Here is a 20,937-nt window from a genome sequence, read left to right on the forward strand (position 1 = left end):
ATCCACTACAATAAGGATTGAAACTCTCGTCCTATTTCGTCTCAGTTCAACCGGTGATCGCTTCGTGAGCTACATCCACTACAATAAGGATTGAAACTGGAACTTATGGGGCGCGAAGGTGAAGTACAACATTCTTCGTGAGCTACATCCACTACAATAAGGATTGAAACTTAGTTACCTTATCCAAGTCCCATGCACCCATCCTTGCTTCGTGAGCTACATCCACTACAATAAGGATTGAAACCCACAAGGAACCATCTTACGATTAAGCTGTTTGTCACTTCGTGAGCTACATCCACTACAATAAGGATTGAAACGTTGTTAGTAGGTCCTTCCTTCGAAAGGCTCACCTGCTTCGTGAGCTACATCCACTACAATAAGGATTGAAACATCCCGTCCCATGCCTAAGAAAGGAATCCATTAAGACTTCGTGAGCTAGTCGGTCGCGACCCCGGTCCACTACAATAAGGATTGAAACACCAAAACATCAAATATAACCCAATTATAGTCTGGACTTCGAGAGCTAGTCGGACGCGACCCCGGTCCACTACAATAAGGATTGAAACTTCGGAGCATGGCATTATTACATGGAAGGCACCATCTTCGTGAGCTAGTCGGACGCGACCCCGGTGGATTACAATAAGGATTGAAACTACAGATTCGGAGAAATAAATATACTTTCGTGTAGTTCTTCGTGAGCTACATCCACTACAATAAGGATTGAAACGATTACCGCGTGGTAAGCCGTACCAAAAGTAGACCGCTTCGTGAGCTACATCCACTACAATAAGGATTGAAACAAAAGAACCTAGAACGAATCAGATGATACTACCTACTTCGTGAGCTAGTTGAGCGCAACCCCGGTTCCACTACAATAAGGATTGAAACGTAATGCTACTGTATCCCTCCAATCATAATCCAATCTTCGTGAGCTAGTCGGACGCGACCCCGGTCCATTACAATAAGGATTGAAACAGTCGGTTATGGCACCGGTGGAAAAGCGTTTCATGCTTCGTGAGCTAGTTGAACGCAACCCCGGATCCACTACAATAAGGATTGAAACATCACGAGTTTGTCCAGGTCCAAAACCTGAACCTCGCTTCGTGAGCTAGTCGGTCGTGACCCCGGTCCACTACAATAAGGATTGAAACATGCTCTACGTCTTACCCGGCAAGGCCAGACGGTAGACTTCGTGAGCTAGTTGAACGCAACCCCGGATCCATTACAATAAGGATTGAAACATCACGAGTTTGTCCAGGTCCAAAACCTGAACCTCGCTTCGTGAGCTAGTCGGTCGTGACCCCGGTCCACTACAATAAGGATTGAAACATGCTCTACGTCTTACCCGGCAAGGCCAGACGGTAGACTTCGTGAGCTAGTTGAACGCAACCCCGGATCCATTACAATAAGGATTGAAACTCCGTATCGAAGGCCGAAGCGTCGAACGCGTTCATGCTTCGTGAGCTAGTCTGTTTGACTCCGGCGCCATTACATTGAGGCTTAAAAAGGTCAAATTTGAATGCCTATGCCCATGGATGGTGGCTACCTGGCATTCTTAATCAGCTATGAAGGTATATATTGGGCTTTGAATGATTACTAAAAATGTATATTTTGCTACTCGTTCTGACAAAAGAAAAATTTTACTGCTAGCGGGCGATGAGCCCCGTATTTACAACCAGCTGAAATACTGACCTACACAATCTCCCTTTCTGCGTGGGAAGTCTTAGTAGGTTAACTCAGGTCATCTTTCAGATTAGCCCGATTGGGCGAATACGGGTAAGCTACGCCCATTTGCTTTTTAATGGAGAAAGATGAAAAAATACAGAGATCGAATATTTGCAAGATCGCGGCAATTTCGCCAGCAGAGTTTAACCTGTCCCTTACTGCAGGCAAGGCAGATTGCTAAACTTTCCCTGTCACAAAAATCATCGTATTTTGTCATATCTTAATTTATGAAGCTTAAAAAGCCCCTAAAGGCCTGCTAAGCACTACTCAAAAAATTTATCGATATGATGAAAACCAGAAAAGAAAACTTCGACAGTGTCAGGCAATACGGCCTGAAAAATGTACACGCAGCCGGATTATTCGGTGGAACCGGAGGCAGTGGAAATACAGGTAGTGACCCAAGTGAATCAGAGGAAACTCCTCCTCTCTGGTATAATCCGGACGATACAAGTAGTAGCCGAATGGCTATGCCAACCAACTGATGAATAATGAAAAGACTTTTACCAGTTATACTGTTAGTTTTAACCTTTTGCGCCTGTGAAAAGGAACAAATATTAGAGGGGGAGCAAAATGCCCCCTCTACCCTTAAAACTATAGTTTACTTAAATGAAAAGGCTAGAAAGGTTAGTGAAAGTAACCCTGAAGAGGCGATAGAAATTGCCAATAAAGCACTTACCCTGGCTACAGAAAAGGCCTTCCTTGAAGGACAAAAGCAGAGCCATAACACTCTATATTTAATCTACTTAAACCGGATTAAAGATATAGATAAGGCAGAGTACCACTCTAATGCTTTTCTATCGCTTACTAAAGAGTTAGATAAGGCAAAGGATTTAGCCTATGCTAATTATAAACAAGGTGCACTGCACTATGAAAATAATGAATTGGCAGATGCAATGCCTTTCCTTTTCGAGGCATACGAACTTTTTTTGAGTAATGGTGAATCTAAAAAGGCCGTATATCCATTGTATACTCTCTCCAAGATATTTGAGAAAGTTGGAAAGCATGAAAAAGGGCTTTTCTATTTAAATAAAGCTCAGTTAGAGGGAATAGATGAGTCCTTTCTTTGGATGATATATCATCATCAGGGAAAGTTGCATTGGGCCTTAAACGAACATAAAGAAGCAAAGACAAGGTTCAGGAAAAGCTTGGAAGTAATAAGGAATATTAATAATCCAGAAAAGGAACTTAAAGTACTTAATGATCTGATTTCTTTATCCATCACCATGGGAGAATTAGACGAGGCCAGTCATTTAATTGCGGAGGGTATTGAAAAGGCTACTTCCCTAAACCAGCCCTATTATTTGGGTAAGTTATATTGGAATAGAGGGTTTCTATTTGAAAAAAAACACGGCGTTGAAAAGAGTTTGAACCAGTACAATAGAGCAAAAGAATACTTTGAAAAAGTAAAGGAAACCAACCTTTCAGCTAAAATGAGCCTGAATATTTCAAGGGTTTACTTCTCCCTTCATAATCATAGTGAGGCAGAAACTCATCTGAAGGAAGCTCTTGACAAAGAAGAACTTAATGCCCCTTTACTGAAAGAAATATTTCTTCATCAGGCTGAATTAGCTAACTCCAAAGGGGATATGGCCTTAAAGTTTAATGCACTATATGAGGCGGAAAAAATCAAAAATGAAGAGCTTGAAAACAGCCAATATGTTGGGGTGCATAAAGCTGAGCTGGCTTACCGGGATAAGGTCCATACAAAGGAACATGAGGCATATATCGAAAACATTCACCACGAAATGGCTGAAAGCGAAAGACGCTATGACTTTTATACCCTATGCCTGATCGGATTTTTTGTCCTTGCCATTTTGGTCATGGTCCTTTACAAGCCCTACCGGCTATATATGGACAACTCCAAAAAGGTATTAATTAGAACCGATGATTTACAAAGGGCATTTCAAAAGCGCTTAGCAGGCTATTCGGCTATATTTCCCACCCTCAAGGAAAAGAAAGTACCAGGACCTCCCGATGAGCGGGATATCCATAATATGTGGGACCGCCTGAACGAAAAGAAAAATAAGCGTAAAGGTGGTAACCCTGACGATGAAAACGAATCGGGTAAGGATAATGACTAATAAAGCAGCTGACTCATGGATTATTTAATGGAGGATATCATTTTGCTTTTAATGGGCGCTGCCTTATTGCTGGTCATTTTTGCTAATGTGCTGGTCATTAGCCGGGTGAACCGCATGACGAACGTTTGCCACCATAAGCTTAATGAGGCTTTGGTGGCATTAAATGTTATGCAGGTGCCGTATGACAATAGATATATCCAGCAGGTTATCTTTCAGTCAAAACGACAAAATCGCAGGCAGATAGCTCATCAGGTAGAAGACAGGATCATTAAGCGGTTTGAAAACCTGATATTGCTTTTAGGTGGCATCTTTGAGGAACTATCTCCTGAGAATACAAAAAGCCATCAGTATTTTAGCGATCTGGTGGATGAAGTTGACCGCGGGGGCAAAGTTAGCCGGTTGCTTAAATCTTGCCTGGCCTCGGACACGTTTATAAAATACGGCATTTCGGGGGTACTTGACATATTCTGTGTTTCGATGATGCAAAAGGATTTTGATGACCTTGCTTTCACCTGCAATGATAAGGAGCGTCGGCTTATGCTGGAATTAGAGGAAGAACTGATAGTGATTTATCTATTAATCTTTATCTATTATGCCTTTGACCGGACACCCTCTGCTATCAGCATGGACCTGTTTTTTGGAGACGAAGAGGTCACCTTTACCATAGAAGATAATGACCCTGATAGTACGGATGGCCTCAGCCTACAGTACTCGTCATTAGACCATTGGCCGGATGCACTCGAACAAGCTTATACCTTTGCAAGGTTATACGGTGGCATGGCAGGTGCGGACCCTGCATTTTCCAGCGGGCTGAGGTATCGTATAGTGGTGCCGTATCAGCCGGTAAAAAGGATTTCTGAGAGCGGGTATTAATCCTCCGCACGACCTGCAGCACCCACCACCCCGCCGTTTCCTGTTAAGCCGCCCCCATCGCTAAGGGCGGGACTAGGGCAAGGCTTTTGGTGAAAAGTTTACCCGAAGGGGACAGTTTTCGCCGAAACCCCAAAGGGCACCGGCCTTGCCACTGTGCCGCCCGTGCATACCGTTGGCGGAGCAGGAAGCGGACGGGGGCTGATATCACTCCGCGTTAGGGACTGAGCCATTGTCGGAGCCCGAATTGGACCGGCATCCCGGTGGCTTTTGCGGGTGGACTGGCGACTGGTGAAGGCCCGCCCGCAGGGAACGCCCAAATACTTACCATTCTGAATTACAGGTTTTTGCTTCTCCTCTTCTTTTTCTTTCTGAATCCATAGGCTACTTCTTCCTCGGCATAACCGGAAGTAAGGGCTTCTAATAGGTTTCTCAATCCTGATAAGTCCGGGGTTTCGTACTTATTAGGCTCCATACTAAAAGCTTTATCACTCTGTTTAATGGATAAAGCTTCCTTCTCCGCCGCTGGTTTGCCTTCCATTCGGTTTATCATAGCATTTACGCCGTATTCCTTGCCTAAATCGCTCCCTTTAAAGGCCACTCTGTTTACATTGTCTACGAAGGTGATGCCATAGTTGCGGCCTTCTGCATTGGTGCGGAAGATGGCCACTATACCCTTCTTTTTCAGTGCTTGTTGCAGGCTTTCCTTTGTGTGAAGCTGATCGGAGGATAATACCTGATCAATGGCCCCTCTCAAACGCGGAATGTCTCTTTTCCTTAGTTCTCTATTTCTGGCAAAGCGTTTCTGCAGGTTCTTTAAGGTAGGCTTTGCTTGTAAAGCACTTGCCTTGATAGGCACTCCCAGCTTATGTCCTTTATCGTCTGTGATACTGTAAACCAGACCCCCGTTTTCATACTGGCGGGTGCCGGGTTCTCCACGACTTGCGTTTATATTGAACTGGCTCAGTATGGCATTTAGCTCCGGCAGGCTGGCGTACTTATAGTTCTTTACTACCTGCTCTACTATGTCTCCTATGGTAGTTTTAGTCTCCCCTTTACCGTATTGGGCCTTTTCAATGTGCAAAGGCTTTAGCGTTTTAGGCTTTTGCTCTTCGGCTTTTACCAACCTGAATTCCTCCTCAATCCACTTCCTGGCTGCTTCTGATTTGGTCTTTCCCAGGTTGTGCATATTGATGCGACTGCCGTCGGCGCGGATGTTGGTCGTGACCAGGTGAATATGTGGGTGGCTGGTGTCAAAATGACGGTAGACGAGATAAGGCTGATCGCCAAAGCCTATTTGCTCCATGTAGCTATCCGCGATGGCCTGCATGGTAGGGGTGTCCACCTTATCATTCGCAGAGAAGCTCAGGGAGATATGCACGGCATTGGTTTTAGTACGCTGGTTTTTATGGGTAAGCTCAGAAAAACCTCCCAGCTTATCGTAAAAGCTAAGGGCACCGGCCTCATCCGCATAGCCATTGGCTAAGATAAGACTGGCGGCGCCCTTTTTCACTTTCTGCTCATTGTAGTTAAGCATGCCCTGAATACTCCTGCCTGTACTGATCTTGGCAATCATCCTTTTAGCAGGTGACTAATTCCTTTTAATACGGTGATTACCTGGGTGTGTGCCTGCTCGTATAGGCGTATGATTTTTTCGGCTTGTGCCTGTCGAAAAGCCGGACCGTCCTGCCTGTGGAAATAGCGCACCATCTGGTTGATGTTTACCCCAATTTTGCGCAGGTCATTGCGTAGCCTGATCAGCTCAGCCCTGGCTTCATCCTGGCTGGCATTGCGATAATCCAGGGTAATGTGGCTGTGAAAAAGCAGGTGCCTGACCAGTTCACTTATTGACCTGTGGCAGTGACTTTTTGAAAGCATTTGCTTCAGCTTCTCCTTTTCGGACTGGCTCATGCGAACGTGCACACGGGCTTGCAGGGGGTTCTTTTTCTCCCTTTTCATAGCCCACTTATTCGAGTTCCGAGAATGAATTTACCCCTCAGCAACTTTGGCAGCGAAAGGGTGTAAATACCCAATTGTCCCACAATTGTACATCTTGCTGATTGCACTAAAGGCAATCTGAATCCTATTGAAAAGTGAGAGTTTTGAGTTTGGAAAAGTGTGGCTTGGAAATGATTGGGATGGGATTCGTGAGCTTTCGGCTGCAATAGGCTTAGCCCTTCTGGTTGATAAGCTAAGGGCCTGTAAGTACTTAGGGTATATTGATCTGTTGGGAATGCACTTTTAGAGTGGGTTAGGCAATGGGGCCTTTCTTTTATCAGCTTCATGTCTGTTAGTTTTGATGAGCTGATAAGGTGGGGAGGGGAGTAGAAAGGTTTTCACAAGGTGGGGGCTTTAATGGAAAATCCTAGGACATCTTAATCATTTATTATGGGCTTAGGGTAGTTTGGTCATTTTTTATACATCTGCAAATACAGTGTGTAGAACTTATCCAATTTTATTATAAGATAACCCCAGATTGCCTTCAAATCTAGCTAAAATATTGGCATCTGAAAGGAGATCATCGAGTTGGCCGAGAGCTGCTTCAGAATTGGCTTTTCTTTCCTAGGCACTAAGCGTCTTTTGACTTTTCTTCTTCTATTAGTTCTAATATCCTGCTTAGTACCGGCCGCTGTGAGAGATAAAACATATCATGAATACCTTTAACTCGTTTTTCATTGTGTTTTTTTAATCTCCTCAATACTTCTGGCTTTTGCTTAGCAAACTCAAGCAAGCAAATCCCACGGTGTCCTTTGTACAAAGTATCGGTTAGTCGTGATGGGTTAACATAAACGAATCGCACAGACGCTTCAACTCCCTCAAAATCAAACGGTTTATCCACAGGGAAAAGTGAATCAAATGTTGTCCCTACCTGTATGTCTCTATAAGGATTGGCTGAAACAAATATTGAGTTTTCCTTTACCAAATCTCTTTTCCCAAGTCTATCCAACCCCCTTAAGATAGAATCTATTTGTTGTTTACTTGGCAAGTCTAGTAGGAGAAGGTGGCTGTGATTTTCGTAGCAACCTTCTTCCCTTAATTTATTATATACTTCGTCACTGATTCTCATTTCGTGCTATATTTAATCGCTTTTTGATAGAACTCTAGAGATTTATCTAAACCAGACACATCCAAGCTTTCAAGTAGTTCATTACTTACTGTATTATCAGGAATATTATTTGGCAAATCAATATTAAAAACTTCTTTGACAAGCTCCCTTGCATCATCTACAGCTATCTCAACCTTGGACAAGGTGGAAAAATCGTCCGCTGAGATCTTTAAAATTGCTTCCAATTCTATGTTAGCACGATTATTTGGAGCAAGCAACTTCAGGTCTCCTAAGTCTTTTGGCAAACCCATTTGGATAACACCCCTAAAGCTCTGGTTTGCAGACGTACTTTCGATTGCAAAAATCGTAGCTCTAACCGGATCTGTAGATGTTGAGATGCCTCCGGCCTGTGTATTAGTATTTCCTGGGAACAGAAATCCGTCCGCTTTACTCCTAGTCGTCCCCCTGAAAAGTGACTTTACACCCTTTTGCTCCAGTTGCATCACTGTATTCACTTCCGTAACATTTTCCAGTACCTTGATCAGGTCATTACTGTTACTTATAGCGAGTACCTCATCAAACTTTTTAACCGATTGGAGTATTCCTTCGGCGTCAAAAGCCTCCTTTAATGTGATTTTAAATACATCCAGTTTATGAGGGTACTTTTTAACAAAATCGTCTGCTATTTCAAGATTATCAACTTTGCTCGCAAGCCCGTCGATTCTAGTTTCCTCCAAAACCTTCCACGCCTCAATCAACCCCGGATTGGCTTCAAGTCTAATTAAAATATTGGCATCTGAAAGGAGATCGTCGAGCCTGCTGAGAGTAGCTTCATCGAAGCCAGATGATACTATTTTGTTTCTCAAGGACTGATTTTCAATACCATCAAGGTGTCTGTAGAGGGCCAATTGATTATCAGCCACCTCCCTGGTTCTCCTTATCAAACTCTCAATGCCGTCAGCAGCAGACACGGACAGCAGGCCTATCTGGATGTAAAAGCTCACTTCTTTCCATTTCTCGCATAATTCGGTGTCAGTGGACTGACAAGCGATATCGGTGAATGCTGCCAGATTATCACCTACGGCCAGCGTAAGCCTAAATAGGGCTCGCAAGGTTCTGGAACTTTGATAGGCCCGGTAGGCCGCTGAGATTTCACCTATGCCCACGGACAGCAGGGTAATATCCAGGGCCAGAGACATGACTGTTTCCTGTGCTTCCTGCTCTTGCTTATTAATGATAAATGCTGCCAGTAAAGCAGGAACGCTTTCCAGCACGGTGCCTTTTGATAAACCTACATCTTTATGACTATGGTTTATCCTAAGCCCTACCATTTCAAATGGCCTCAGGTTAAGGGTATCTAGCGTGAGGGTATGCGTTGGTCCAGGGCTATGGAGAGATAAGCTCGAAATAAGCTCAAAGTGCAGATGGCTTCCCAACTCTGATACCTGCCAGTGATTGGAAAATGATTCATCCTGGCTGGAGAATATAAAAGCGACTTTGCCAGGTGAGTGATATAGATCGGCAATCCTAATAATAGCTCGTAACAGCCCCATACGCGTGTCGGAATCGTCTATGGCCCTAAGCATAGCGATTTGGTCAACATCTTTCTCAAAAAGTGGCACAAAGGTCTCGACATCCGATACACTTTCCAGCAACTTTACCAGCATGGTCTCCTGGGTGATGTCCGTATTAGCCTCACTTAAAAGTAAATTGATGAGTTCGACCCTGGTGACAGCAGCAAACTCTTCATAAACGCAGACAGGAGATGAGCTCAGTATGGTGAAGACTTCGTCTTCATCTTCTTCTGTGAGTAGCTTTTTGATCGCATCTACTTTGCCTTTTATGTAGTTACTGTAGGAAGTATTGGTTCTTTCAAATATCTGGATGAGCTTTTCGGCCTGTTCCTTGTTTTCGGTATCAATCTCGATAGCCCCTCCCCCGGGGCTGGTAAACCTGACGCCATAACGGGGGGCTGTATATACATTTCCTTTTTCGGCAACACTATGCCTTTCCTGCCTCCCTACATGGAAGTACTCTATAGAAGAGCGGTCAAAGTATTGCAGGCCATAGGCTGTATTGGGAAGTTGGATGTCTTCAATACTTATGCCTTCCAGCAGACTTTTATCGGCAACACCTGAAAACCATTTGAAAGGAGCTGCCCAGAATTTTGCCGGATCTTCGTAGTGGTAAAAGGGAAAGGCTCTTTCGCCATTATCTCTCGCACAGTAGTAACTATTGATAAGCTCAATTACATATTCTTCCCTGACTTTACTGTAGGCAGAAACCTCCTCATCATCGGTGAGCAAGCCCCATACGGGCCGGGGGTTGTGGATGAGGTCCCACTGGTGTTTGTGAAGCTGGGTGCCGAAAAAGGTGTAGTCCATCAGATTGTCTGTGGCCCACTCCTCCAGGGCGGGAGTCTCCACGAAGGTGTGCTGCAGGCGGAAGGCGCCGTGGCCGAGCTCGTGGGCGATGGTCTTGTCGAAGTGGTCGGAGTTACCGATGCGGGAGGTGAAGATAAAGCCGAACTGACGCTTGTAGGGCATAAAGCCGGCCCTGGCGTTGTCCGTTCCGTCTTCGTCTATGGCGCTTTTGGGGGTGTGGACCAGGAAGAGGTAGTAGGTGCCTTCTGCTGTCTTATGCGCCTGCTCATAGCTCCTGATGAGCTTCCTCATCTCAGGGGTGTAGTTGGAGAGCATACCGGTACTCCCGTCGTCCAAAGCGCCGTCTCCATCGGTGTCGTAGTCGGCGGTAAAGGCTTTCTCGTAAATGACGGTCCAGTTGACTACGGCCGGGCCGTAGGTTTTCTTCAGGGCCTGGCTTATATCTGTTCCACGGCCGGGCTTCATATAGCCTGCGCCGTTGACGGGCACTACCTTCAGGGTTAGGTGTTCGGGGGTATAGCTGACGGTGTTGAGTTTCCCACTGAGGCTCTCAGTGCTGTCTTCAGCATTGGTGCGTATGGCCTGCAGGTAGCTTTCTTCTTTATCACCCTGGCCGGTGAGCAGGATGGTGTACAGGTCGTCACCGGTCTTTTCAAGCACCGGTACGGGCTGGCCGGTTTCTGTGTAGAGCTTCAGGCCGGTGGTATCACCTTTAAGGATGACTCTGTCAGTCTGCCCGGTGGCCAGGGCTTTCCAGGCGATAGGGTATTCGCTGTTTTCATCCTCGCTCAGTGGCAGGCTTTCATAGTGCTCCGTGTAGGCGTCATGCAATTGGGTATCAAAGCCGTAAATCTGATTATCGTAGGCAGTGAAGTACACGGGCTGGCTGATGCGGTCGCCAGTGGCGAGTACAGGCGTGTCTGCCTCCGGCTCGAGGATGGGGCCTATGCGGCCTTCCTCATCGATCACGATGGTGCGGCCCTGGCTGTCGGTCACGGCTACGCTCTGGCCGGGGGGCTGCTGAATCTCAATGGTCTCACCGCTGGCGAGCGTGACGACGTAGGTGCGGGGGCCTTCTGTAATTTCTTCCTCTGCGTCCTCCTGGCCTTCCTGTTTCTTGATGGTGACGGCTTCAAGGTAGCCGGAGACGGTGATGGTGGTATCGGCCAGTTGCTGCCGGTCTTCCCAAAATTCTTCTATGCCTTCCCGCCACTCATCGAGGGGCTTGCTGAGGGCATGGACGAGTCCGTCGGTCATCCGGTAGTCGGTGTTGATGGCGATGCGGTCGAACTGTACGGGAAGGGTAAGGCCCATCCAGGGGACGTAAATGGTACCTCTTCCGCTGAACACCCCATCACCACCGCGGACTTCCTGCAGGCGCATGGTGAACTTGCCTACGGCGATCTGGTCACCGACCAGGGCATTGGGCAGGGGCTCCCGGTTGGTGATCTCAGGCAGGGGGCCTTCATCGTCATAGCAGGCCTGCTCAGGCGGGGCCTGGGTGGTAAAGGGGGTGACCTGGCTCCACTGGGAGGCGATGCCGTTGCGCACCACGCCGGCCTTTACTTCGTAGGGGGTGTCGGGAGCAAGCTCCCGGGCGATGTAGACGGTGTCGGTGATATCGACGCTGCGCCAGGGCCAGTCGGGCTGGTGGGTGGGGCGGTACTGCAGCCGGTAGGTGGTGGTCTGGCTACGGCGGTTGTCTCTGTGGTAGCCGGCAAAGGAGAATTTGGCGTGGACGTGGCTGAGGGCCTCGGCAGTAAGGTCGCTTAGGGGAGGCAGGTCGGCCACGGGGGTACCGGGTACGAAGGCGCAGATCCGGCTGTAGCCCTGGTTTTTAAATAAATCACCGGAAGAGCTATTTAGAGGAGAGCCAGTTCGATCATCCAGCTGCGCCCGCACGCGCCAGGCGTAGGTGATGCCTTCCTGCAGGGGCGGTAGCTCGAGGCCGTAGGTGAGGCTGGTCTGGCGGGTGACGGTCTGGTAGAGGGGTGGCAGGGTGCGCATGGCTTCTTCGGGCGGCAGGCCGCCGCGCACTTCTACCAGGGTGAATTCGTAGGCGATGCCACTAAGGCCGCTGCCCCGGTGCATGGGGGTCCAGTGGAAAAGCAAAGGCTGGCCGGGCTGCCAGTTGACCTGGCTGTTGCAGGCGGGAAGGTTTAGCAGGGGCGGGTCGGCAAGTACGAGCCAGGCGGTGGCGGTAGCGGGAGCAGAAAGGGGGACGTCGGGCCGGCGGAAGTCGTAGGCCTGCACGGTGAAGCGGTAGAAGCCTTCGGGGAGCTGACCGCCGCTTTGGGCAAATTGCCCGCGGTCGTAGCCGCTGAAGTCAAGTGCGTCGGGTGAAAGGCCACCAGCGAGTTCGGGGGCGGAGAGCAGGCGGGGCATGCCGCCCTGCAGGGTGATGACGTTGCCTTGATAGCCCTGCCGGGTGCTGATCCGTATGCCGGGGCCTTCGATGGTCCAGCGGAGCTGCACGGGGTAGCTGGGCTCGCTAAGGTCACGCAGCAGGAGCTGTACCTGCAGGCTGCCGGGCTGGCTGTAGTGGCTCAGATAGACGCTGTGGGGAGGGAATACCTGCAGGCTGGCCTGCACGGCGGACTGGGCATGGGCAACGGTAAAGCTTAGCAGTAAGCCAGCTAAAACCCAAATAAACCACTTAAAAGCAGATCCTCTCAGACCAAAATAACTCATTGTACTCAACGCTGATAAAATAGTATTTTCTACCAGCATGCAAGTTACAGGTGCTTGTCCTCTATTAAGGGACAAAATGAGCGCAATACTTACTTATATGAGTTCAGTGGTGAAGATTTGCGCCAGGAAGATAGCATGTCACTGTTACCCGGAATCGGCTAATACTTTAAAATCTTCCTCAAAATGGTTCGAGAAACGCACCAAGTGGTTCACAGATTTAACCGACCTTCAGTAGAGGGTCGGTTTTTTATTTTAAGGCTTTACAGCAAAAGTAGGGGCGAGTCGAAGATCCGCATATCGTTGTGAAAGTTGATCCGACCTTTACTGTCTTTTCTTATTCCAATCCCTTCCGGATAAGAGTGAGCCTTGAACTATGTAATGTATGCTTGCGCTAGAGGGGAATTTTAGCACGAATGGCCTATTTATATTCTGAAAGCTCTAATTACAGTGTTGGGCTCTCTATAAGAGCTTTCAATTTTAATTCGAGTTAATTTTTTTTGAAGAAATAAATTATTCTCTACATATCTGATCTGTTCCAATCCTTTCTTGGAAACTATTACAAACCACCCTTCTCCAACTTCTCCATCTTTACGGGGCACCATACTAATATTTCCATTTGACCAATAAATAGATTCTGCCATCAACTCTCCTTTAGTGGTTTTCCATGCAAATAGTTTAGATGGTTCAGGTTCCCAGCCTAAATGCCTTGCTAGAACAGGGTTGATAGCAATCCATTTAGATTTTATATCAAATTGATCGAATTGATGATTCCTGATAACAACAATGGAACGGCCTCCCCCTCCTAAATTGTGATAGTCAATGCTTAATTGATGGTAAACAGATCCAAATATGTAATCATCTTCTATATCAATATTCTCATTAACAGCAATTTGATACATGTATTCTTCAGTAGGAGAACCCCAATCTAAATTTACCACTTGATTGTATTCTGCTATGATCTTAAAAGTTTCGTTGTAGTCTATAAGTAACTCGTTTAATCTTTCTGATTCACCTATTCGATCTAACCAATTATTGCCAACACCTCCAAAATCTCTCTCTTTAATGGTTTGAATAAATTCAGGTTTAGCTATTTCATTATAAAACTGGACAGCATAATCATGGGATATAAAAAGATCCTTAATTTTTCCATCATCTATTGTTTCAGAGTCTATTAACTCATTGACGACATACATTATAGCTCTACGAGCTGCAATCACTCTTGGCCTGGGGTAAGAATATTTTAAGTAAATCTCTTCCAAATGATTTCTTAGCTTCATCTCATATTCAAGCGTCCACTCCTCTTCTCGTCCGAGTTCTTTCATTAATGAATAGACTCTGTAGATAAGATTAGATTCATTAACTCCAGACTCTTCTGATAAAACTTTGATAAAAAATTCAAACGGTCTTATAAGGTCTCGGGGGTTATTAACATCAACTTCTGGAAAATAAGGGTCAATTTCTTTTTTAAGATCTGGTTTTCTGCTTTCCGGAATAAGTAAAGTATATACTGTAGGTAATTGAATACTTTTCGGAGTTGGAATTTCTTCTTCTATCGAAGAAAGAATGTCTACTGCATTTTTCCTTATTTGATAGTCATTTGAGAGAGCTAAATCCTTAATTTTTGATTTCAGTTCATAAATTTTTGAAGAGTTGAACGTAAATAAATTCATTATTACATCCATACACGAGTAATTATCTAAACGGCCGTTCAATAATTGAGCTAAAGCATAGTCATTATCATGAGTTATGTAGTTTGCTAACAGCAACAAGGATTGTTCCTTTACCAACGAAACAGGGCATTCTGATAAATACACCAAGTAATCGACTAACGTTTCCATGATTGGCCGATTTAATGATAGGAGAATAGGTAAATCCGTAACCTGTTTACTATTTGACATCAGTCTTTGCAGGTATCCATATATTTCAGGCCAAAGTTTTTCCTCATCATAATTTTCTGTTAGAAGTGGAACAATGTCTTCAAGATGTTCAATATATGAACTTGGATAATTACTGCTTACAGTGTCATGGGCAAATACTTCAAATGCCTTATTAGATGAGATTACGGGATTGATTTGTTTTAGTGCATTAAACGCATTGATTCTTGTTCCTCCATCATAATATTTTACCCAACCCGATTCGCTTGATAGCTCAATACTTTTATTGGCTAAACTAGTTGCCAGTTCAGTATTTCCTAACCTTAAGGCGGCTTCACTTAGTTTAGCATAGAAATCCGACTCTCTTCTTCCAATTCTTGCTAGTTTGGCAACTTCTTCAATTTGACTTGAAGTCAATAATGGAGTTATTTTTTCTATAACTTTTGACCAATTAAAAAATGAATTTTCCTGATCTTCTTCTTGAATAATTTTCTTGAAATCATCAAAATTTGTAACACGTTCTAGCACTTCATTTTCATCAATACTTTCATGGTCTGTTTTTAAAGTCAATGTATTAGAAGAGTTTGAAGAACTGCCTCTTTCGTTTTTTGCAGGTACATTAAATGATGAATAATAGTCTTCTGCTTTTAGTCCTTTTGATGTATAAAAGTCACGAACTTCAGATAGTAAGTAATGTCTGGTTTCTTCGTAAGCTTTAATTTCTATTGCCGAAATAATGGCTTGAGCATGGTCTACTAAAAAATCTTCTTTTAAAATTTCATACCCTTTTTCTAAGATAGATTTGAGCAGAGAAGAATCGGCAGATTCAGCAAAAAGCAAATATAGATGGCTATATAGTTGAACAATACTTTTGTACTCCTCCTTACTTTTTGTTCGGATGGCGAAATGTTTGATAAAAAGGGTGATGGTATCTTTAAAATCAATCAGATCATTTTCTAGTTGCCAGATGGCCTGTTCAAGGCCATCATTTAGATTATGTTCAAACGTGACTGCTAATAATTCTTCAGAAGCATTCCAATAAGCTCTTCCCTCCGTGGTTTCTTTAATATGGTTTAAATGAGATAAGAACCACTTTATTCTTTCAGTAGCTTCTGATGGGTCTTTATGGTTTATTTTTCTTAACCATTCAATCCAGGTACTAAATTGATAATCTTTTCTATAACCTACTCCAATAGATTCTTGAATTGCCTGTTTGAGCCATTTTTCAGCTTCTTCCAACTCGTCTAAAATGAACCACACTTTCGAGTGAGCTAAACATTCGGTTATTCGACCATCTATATCATGATCATCTAACATTGAATTCTCTAAGGATCTCAACTGTATTACTGCTTTTGCAGCATCAAACCCCTTATTTGAAAGGGATTTAATGATTTTTCTTTGGACACTTTTATTCCAAAATTTTGGATAAGCTTGAAACTCACCAAATAGATAATTTCCTAATAATTCTATTTTTTCATAGCCCAATTCAGAAACTGCAGATATTAGAAAATCAAAATATTGACCCTTGGCTTGGGTTAATTTATACCAATACATGTGTCGTGCAGGTAGTTCTTTATAATAAAATCGTATAATTGGTAAGATTCTTAATATCAGATTATCAGGTGTTGCCTTATGAAGAATTCCATCCGCTTGAATTTGTGCAATTAGACACAACATCCTTTCAAAGTCAACAAGAACTTCCTCCTCAGTACCTTGCTCAACAGATGGTATCGCGGATGTAATTAAAATACCTTTTCCACATAGATTAAGTAGCTTATTAAGCTTAATTAGTGGTATAAAGGGGTCCAACAAATCGTCATATCCTAAATGTTCACCCACCATAGATGGTTGCTCAACATCCTCAATCCAACTATATGTTTCATTAGTATCTCTAGTGACCTTATAGACTAAGTCAGCGATAAGTATTTTGCCATTGGGTTTCATATCCTCTCTCTTAAAATGAGAAGTTAACAATGACAAATATTCATTCGCTCGACTATTATCTTTTAAGTCAAGGCATTGCTCGATAGCATATTTTATAAGTTGGAAAAGAGAATTCCTTCCTCTCGAAGACGTGGGATCTATTTTTTCCGTGACTTTATTGAAATCACCCCACTTATTTTGATCAACTAAACTATAACCAAGATTTGAGAGCAATCTTAGCTGTAAATCAGATTCGTTTTCTTCAAATCTGTTTTCTCGGATGCTATCTGAGAATTGAATTTTATCAATTATTGAGAAAATATTCTCAGTCGTTTCAAAAAAAGGAGATGTATAAATCCATTCTTCTAAAGAGTTCCTTATTTCTTCGTATCTGTGAGAATCATCAATTTGTATTCCCGAATCTGTAATGATTTCTGGATAAGCTAAATTGTATAAAATTGCTCCTTCAGATTTGTGTCCAAATTCAATAAACAAGCGACATGCTTTGAATGCATAAGATTTCCTACAGTATAAGGTGTTACCAGTTCTTAGATAATCTCTAGCTAAGTCAAATTTATTTAAGAATAAGAGTTCTTCTGTAAATGATGCAGGGTCAATATTGAACAACCTTCTTTCAATTTCTGCCAGTGAGAACAGATATTTTACTAGAGTATTGATGTCCCTATTTTGTCTAGCTATTTCAATACCTAATTTTGCATCTTGCTTAATCTCTTCTGCTGGTCGGAAGTTAAGTAGTTGTTCAGTAAAACTATCTGGTGTAACAACTGAAATAAACCTATCATATTGCTTTGCTTGAAATAGATGATGATTCTGTTTCCAAGATTTCTCAATCTCTGATTTTATATAATAATCAGCCAGCAGATTATGATATTTGATATTACCTGTTGGGTCATATTCTCCAGTTAAATAATTTAGGGAGGTATGATGAAGAAGGAATTGCTTGAATGAATTATGAAAGAAAGACAAAGTTCTTTCGGTTTCATTAAAAAGAAACCTAGCCTTTTCACGAAAGGACTTTAGTACACTAGATTGGACCCCCCATTCTTGAATGAACTTAAGATTGATCGAACCATTAATTCTAGCAATTAAACCTAAGAATTGAATCTGGCTATCTTCTTTCTGAATAGGGTCCCATATTCTTTTATAATAATTATCAATACTACCATCAATAACTTCAAAAGATTCGATTGTATCGTCAATCGAATCTGCCTTATTAATTTTTTCAACTAAGTACGACAGGTATAATGGATGTCCTTGTGATTTCTCAAACAATTGCAACTTTTGAGCACCTGTAAGTTGAATTGAAGAATCAAGATTATCAATGTACTTGTAAACTTCCTCCTTCTTTAGTGAATCAATTTGAATAGTTCTATCTCCATTCTGAAATTCAGTTTTAATTTCCTGTTGAATGTCTTCAAGTTCATAGGATTGGCTACCAAGAATAATGAACACACCATCAGGTAAAGTAGATGGTAAAGGAAGTTCACGTAGGAAGCTATTTGTTGTTGATTTGTATTCCCTAGGAACATGATCTAGACCATCAATCAAGATTATGGTCGGGTGACCATTTGTCACAAAATCTTCTCCGATTGCTCTTAATTGCTCATAGAATACATCCTTTAGAAAAAGTAAGTCTTTATATGGAAGTATGTCTCTTTTATATATCCCAGCCTCCTTTAATTGAAAAACTAAATCGAAAAAAAGATGGGTGGCATTACCTCTTTCATAAAAGTTTAAGTGTGAAGATGGATTAACGAAATCAAAGGCGTAATACCTTACTATTCGGATTTTTAGACCTTTCGACCATTGATTCAATAAAGTAGATTTGCCTGTACCTGGGCCTCCCAGCAAAAACAGGTAGCCATTTTTATGCTCTACTAACTTTGAATTTAATAAGTCAATTGTTGATTGAATCGGTTGGTATCTTTGTCTATCGACTATTAACTCATGGTTAAAAATTGTTTTAAATCTGTCAGACCATCCTAGTTCTTTAATAATTTCTAGTCGAGTAAATTCAACGACTCTTTCTGGGCTGGCAACCTTTTCAACTATAAATCGGCTGATCTGTTGAAGGTCTTCGTCTTCCTTGGAATATTTAATATTTCCAACACTAAACAGTTTTTGTTTATAGTCGGGTTGAAAATCAAAACTGGCTACAAACTCATCAAATTCAGAATTATTGAGTTTTGAACTCTTTTTGAACTCCCCAAGAACTGAATTCCACTTAACATCAATTGGTTGATTTGATTTTATCTTAGTCCAAACCTCTGAAAAGAAATCTTGAAATGAACCAATTTTAGTATCGCCTTCTTTCAAGCTGTCATGGGAGGAAATAGGCTTGTTAGTGATTAAATGAGGAATTATTTTTTTGCCAGGATTTACTATTTTTAAACTCTTCCAACTTGAGGTTATAAGAGGTAACAACTCTGTAAAATTTGCGAATGTTATGTTCGCATCAGTAATAGTCCATTTTACTTGGTATGCATGAATCTCCGAATGAGTAGAATACTGTATATCATCTAGTTTTTCGGCCTTTGGGTCTGCTATTCGTATCCATTCAAGTTCCTTATTTATAAGATTCAAATAGACAAACCAAGCAAATTCATCAAACTGAGGCAAATAACCTCCTATTGCTGCTCTTTCTCCTCTAGCCGATATAGAATTTTTCTCTATCATGTGTCATTATACTTTCAATCAATCTATTACTTTAGTGTATCATTTCACCGTTGTAACTACAAAAATGAAATCAATATATGTTTCTTTATTGTTCTTTTAAAAATTTAATAGATTCGCCAAATCTACAAAATCACCCTCAAAGTGGTTCACAACGACAAAAAGCGAGTTCCACATGTGGAACTCGCTTTTTTATTTTGGCCCTTATCCTGGGAGAGCGTTGCGCTCTAGGGAGCGCAGTGCAAGCGGACGCTTGCACTAAAAGGAGTAGATATCCATCTGAAAGATCAGTTGAACCCTCCCTTCACCTATCATTAAACCTGGTTCTGATATAAAACCCTTGCTCGAACAAAGGCCATCATTATTTATGAGTATTTGCGATGTAAAAATCCCACAATTCTTGTACTGGCACAGGCTTCCTCCGCACCTTATTAATGTCTTTCCCTTCTTCACTCCATAAATAAGGGTAGCAAAATATGCCTTGATTTCCATCCAGTGCTGAAACATCATCAACCCAATTATCCCAACGCAGACCCTTATAAAACTCCTGTAAATCTCCCTGAAAACAGAATATTAAGAAATCGGAGTAGCCTAACCCGGTATTTTCCCAAGTCAATGTATCGGGAGCAAAATAATATACCTTGCCGATATTTTTACTTTCAATGCCTCCACCATTGATTGCATAAAAACCTCCAAGTACATCGTCTGCTATTAATAAAAACGATGGTGGGTTTCCGATTTCAGAAAATGACTTTCCTTTATTCCAGTCCATAATACTCCTGTTAAGTTCATCAGAACCAGATCCAAGTATTCTAATCCACCCACTTTCAACCAATATACCACCAGTCTCATAGATTACTGCTCCCATAGGGGAACGTGTAGTCACTTGGGATTGATATAAAGCAGAATCAGCCCGTGTGTTATCTTTTGGTAGAACCTCCACATGATTAGTGGCATTAGAAATCCAACCTTTTACAATTGGCCAACCTGGGTCATTTTCATTTATTAACTCATTTAATTCTCTCATCCTGGAGTCTTGTCCAAAAGCTGACAAAGTGAAAAACAACCCGATAAGCAGGGATATTAGTCTCATAGCGCAGTTTTTAGATTCAAAGTAACGATAAATATTCTTCTAACGGATTATAAGATAGTGAGAATCTAACTTATAATTTTATATATTACTCTCAAGGCGATTTAAGCACCATGCCAAAAACACCGAATAGAATATATTTCCTTCGGCTTCTCTTTATTACTAAAAAAACTATTCTTTTTATATGTGGCATATTATATGTGGCATAACTAAAACCCCACCAGGCCGCTCTCCAGGGGTTGTATGCACCCCGTCTCCCTATCTAACTCACAATTCGTAACTAAAAACTCATCACTCAAAACTCAATTACTCTGTTACTCAACAATTCTATTATTCTCCACCCCCCCTAGTAGGTATTAATAACTTTTCCCACCAAAAACTCTATCACAAAAGTCAGAGCAAACGTAAAGTACAGTACCTTAAATGGCCTGCTGCTAATTTCACCCGCAAAAAAGCGATAAAGCACCAGATATAAGGCGGTGGCTAAAAATAGATAAAAACCGACATAGTCAGCACTCATTACCAAGGGCAGAATAAACTTTGATCGTTCAAAACTCGC

9 protein-coding genes and 1 CRISPR repeat array (1 of these 10 cut by a window edge) are annotated in these 20,937 nt (G+C 42.7%); of the genes, 3 read left to right on the forward strand and 6 right to left on the reverse strand.

Annotated features, from left to right (window positions below; all coding sequences use genetic code 11):
- A CRISPR array of direct repeats spans window positions 1–1,419; the repeat unit is 23 nt; unit sequence TCCACTACAATAAGGATTGAAAC; it begins 820 nt to the left of the window's first position.
- Between the two features lie 590 nt (window positions 1,420–2,009).
- Genes AB9P05_RS04830 through AB9P05_RS04840 form a run of 3 tightly spaced genes read left to right on the forward strand, consistent with a single transcriptional unit; the run spans window position 2,010 to window position 4,679 of the window.
- The gene (locus AB9P05_RS04830; protein WP_371907675.1) at window positions 2,010–2,207 is read left to right on the forward strand and encodes a hypothetical protein; all 198 of its coding nucleotides are present in this window, start codon (window positions 2,010–2,012) and stop codon (window positions 2,205–2,207) included.
- Between the two features lie 6 nt (window positions 2,208–2,213).
- Window positions 2,214–3,806 carry a tetratricopeptide repeat protein gene (locus AB9P05_RS04835; RefSeq protein ID WP_371907676.1) on the forward strand — a complete coding sequence of 531 codons (1,593 nt, stop codon included), beginning with the start codon at window positions 2,214–2,216 and terminating at the stop codon, window positions 3,804–3,806.
- A 15-nt stretch (window positions 3,807–3,821) separates the two neighbouring features.
- A complete protein-coding gene (locus tag AB9P05_RS04840; protein ID WP_371907677.1) occupies window positions 3,822–4,679 on the forward strand; it encodes a hypothetical protein in 858 nt (285 codons plus the stop codon).
- A 334-nt stretch (window positions 4,680–5,013) separates the two neighbouring features.
- Here the strand turns inward: AB9P05_RS04840 and AB9P05_RS04845 are convergent, their stop codons facing one another.
- The 6 genes from AB9P05_RS04845 to AB9P05_RS04870 all read right to left on the reverse strand — a co-directional run bounded on the left by AB9P05_RS04845 (window position 5,014) and on the right by AB9P05_RS04870 (window position 20,381).
- On the reverse strand, window positions 5,014–6,252 hold the full coding sequence (locus AB9P05_RS04845) for a relaxase/mobilization nuclease domain-containing protein (protein WP_371907678.1): 1,239 nt from the start codon (window positions 6,250–6,252) through the stop codon (window positions 5,014–5,016).
- Window positions 6,249–6,635, reverse strand: coding sequence for a plasmid mobilization relaxosome protein MobC (gene mobC / locus AB9P05_RS04850; RefSeq protein WP_371907679.1), 387 nt, complete (start codon window positions 6,633–6,635; stop codon window positions 6,249–6,251). Before mobC ends, AB9P05_RS04845 begins: the two co-directional genes overlap by 4 nt.
- Window positions 6,636–7,245: 610 nt before the next feature.
- Window positions 7,246–7,743, reverse strand: a complete 498-nt coding sequence (locus AB9P05_RS04855) for a hypothetical protein (RefSeq protein WP_371907680.1) — start codon at window positions 7,741–7,743, stop codon at window positions 7,246–7,248.
- The gene (locus AB9P05_RS04860; RefSeq protein WP_371907681.1) at window positions 7,740–12,797 is read right to left on the reverse strand and encodes a fibronectin type III domain-containing protein; all 5,058 of its coding nucleotides are present in this window, start codon (window positions 12,795–12,797) and stop codon (window positions 7,740–7,742) included. Before AB9P05_RS04860 ends, AB9P05_RS04855 begins: the two co-directional genes overlap by 4 nt.
- A 422-nt stretch (window positions 12,798–13,219) precedes the next feature.
- Window positions 13,220–19,291, reverse strand: coding sequence for a hypothetical protein (locus AB9P05_RS04865; RefSeq protein ID WP_371907682.1), 6,072 nt, complete (start codon window positions 19,289–19,291; stop codon window positions 13,220–13,222).
- Between the two features lie 358 nt (window positions 19,292–19,649).
- Window positions 19,650–20,381 (reverse strand): DUF2625 domain-containing protein, encoded by a 732-nt coding sequence (locus AB9P05_RS04870; protein ID WP_371907683.1) that lies wholly within the window; start codon window positions 20,379–20,381, stop codon window positions 19,650–19,652.
- Window positions 20,382–20,937 lie beyond the last annotated feature (556 nt).

Origin of the sequence: Roseivirga sp. BDSF3-8, from assembly GCF_041449215.1 — a bacterium.
Taxonomy (GTDB): domain Bacteria; phylum Bacteroidota; class Bacteroidia; order Cytophagales; family Cyclobacteriaceae; genus JBGNFV01.

Excerpts from the sequence above, each read along its gene's own strand:
- AB9P05_RS04830 (WP_371907675.1), top strand. The coding sequence starts at position 2,010 with ATGATGAAAACCAGAAAAGAAAACTTCGACAGTGTCAGGCAATACGGC.
- AB9P05_RS04835 (WP_371907676.1), top strand. The coding sequence starts at position 2,214 with ATGAAAAGACTTTTACCAGTTATACTGTTAGTTTTAACCTTTTGCGCC.
- AB9P05_RS04840 (WP_371907677.1), top strand. The coding sequence starts at position 3,822 with ATGGATTATTTAATGGAGGATATCATTTTGCTTTTAATGGGCGCTGCC.
- AB9P05_RS04845 (WP_371907678.1), bottom strand. The coding sequence starts at position 6,252 with ATGATTGCCAAGATCAGTACAGGCAGGAGTATTCAGGGCATGCTTAAC.
- mobC (WP_371907679.1), bottom strand. The coding sequence starts at position 6,635 with ATGAAAAGGGAGAAAAAGAACCCCCTGCAAGCCCGTGTGCACGTTCGC.
- AB9P05_RS04855 (WP_371907680.1), bottom strand. The coding sequence starts at position 7,743 with ATGAGAATCAGTGACGAAGTATATAATAAATTAAGGGAAGAAGGTTGC.
- AB9P05_RS04860 (WP_371907681.1), bottom strand. The coding sequence starts at position 12,797 with ATGAGTTATTTTGGTCTGAGAGGATCTGCTTTTAAGTGGTTTATTTGG.
- AB9P05_RS04865 (WP_371907682.1), bottom strand. The coding sequence starts at position 19,291 with ATGATAGAGAAAAATTCTATATCGGCTAGAGGAGAAAGAGCAGCAATA.
- AB9P05_RS04870 (WP_371907683.1), bottom strand. The coding sequence starts at position 20,381 with ATGAGACTAATATCCCTGCTTATCGGGTTGTTTTTCACTTTGTCAGCT.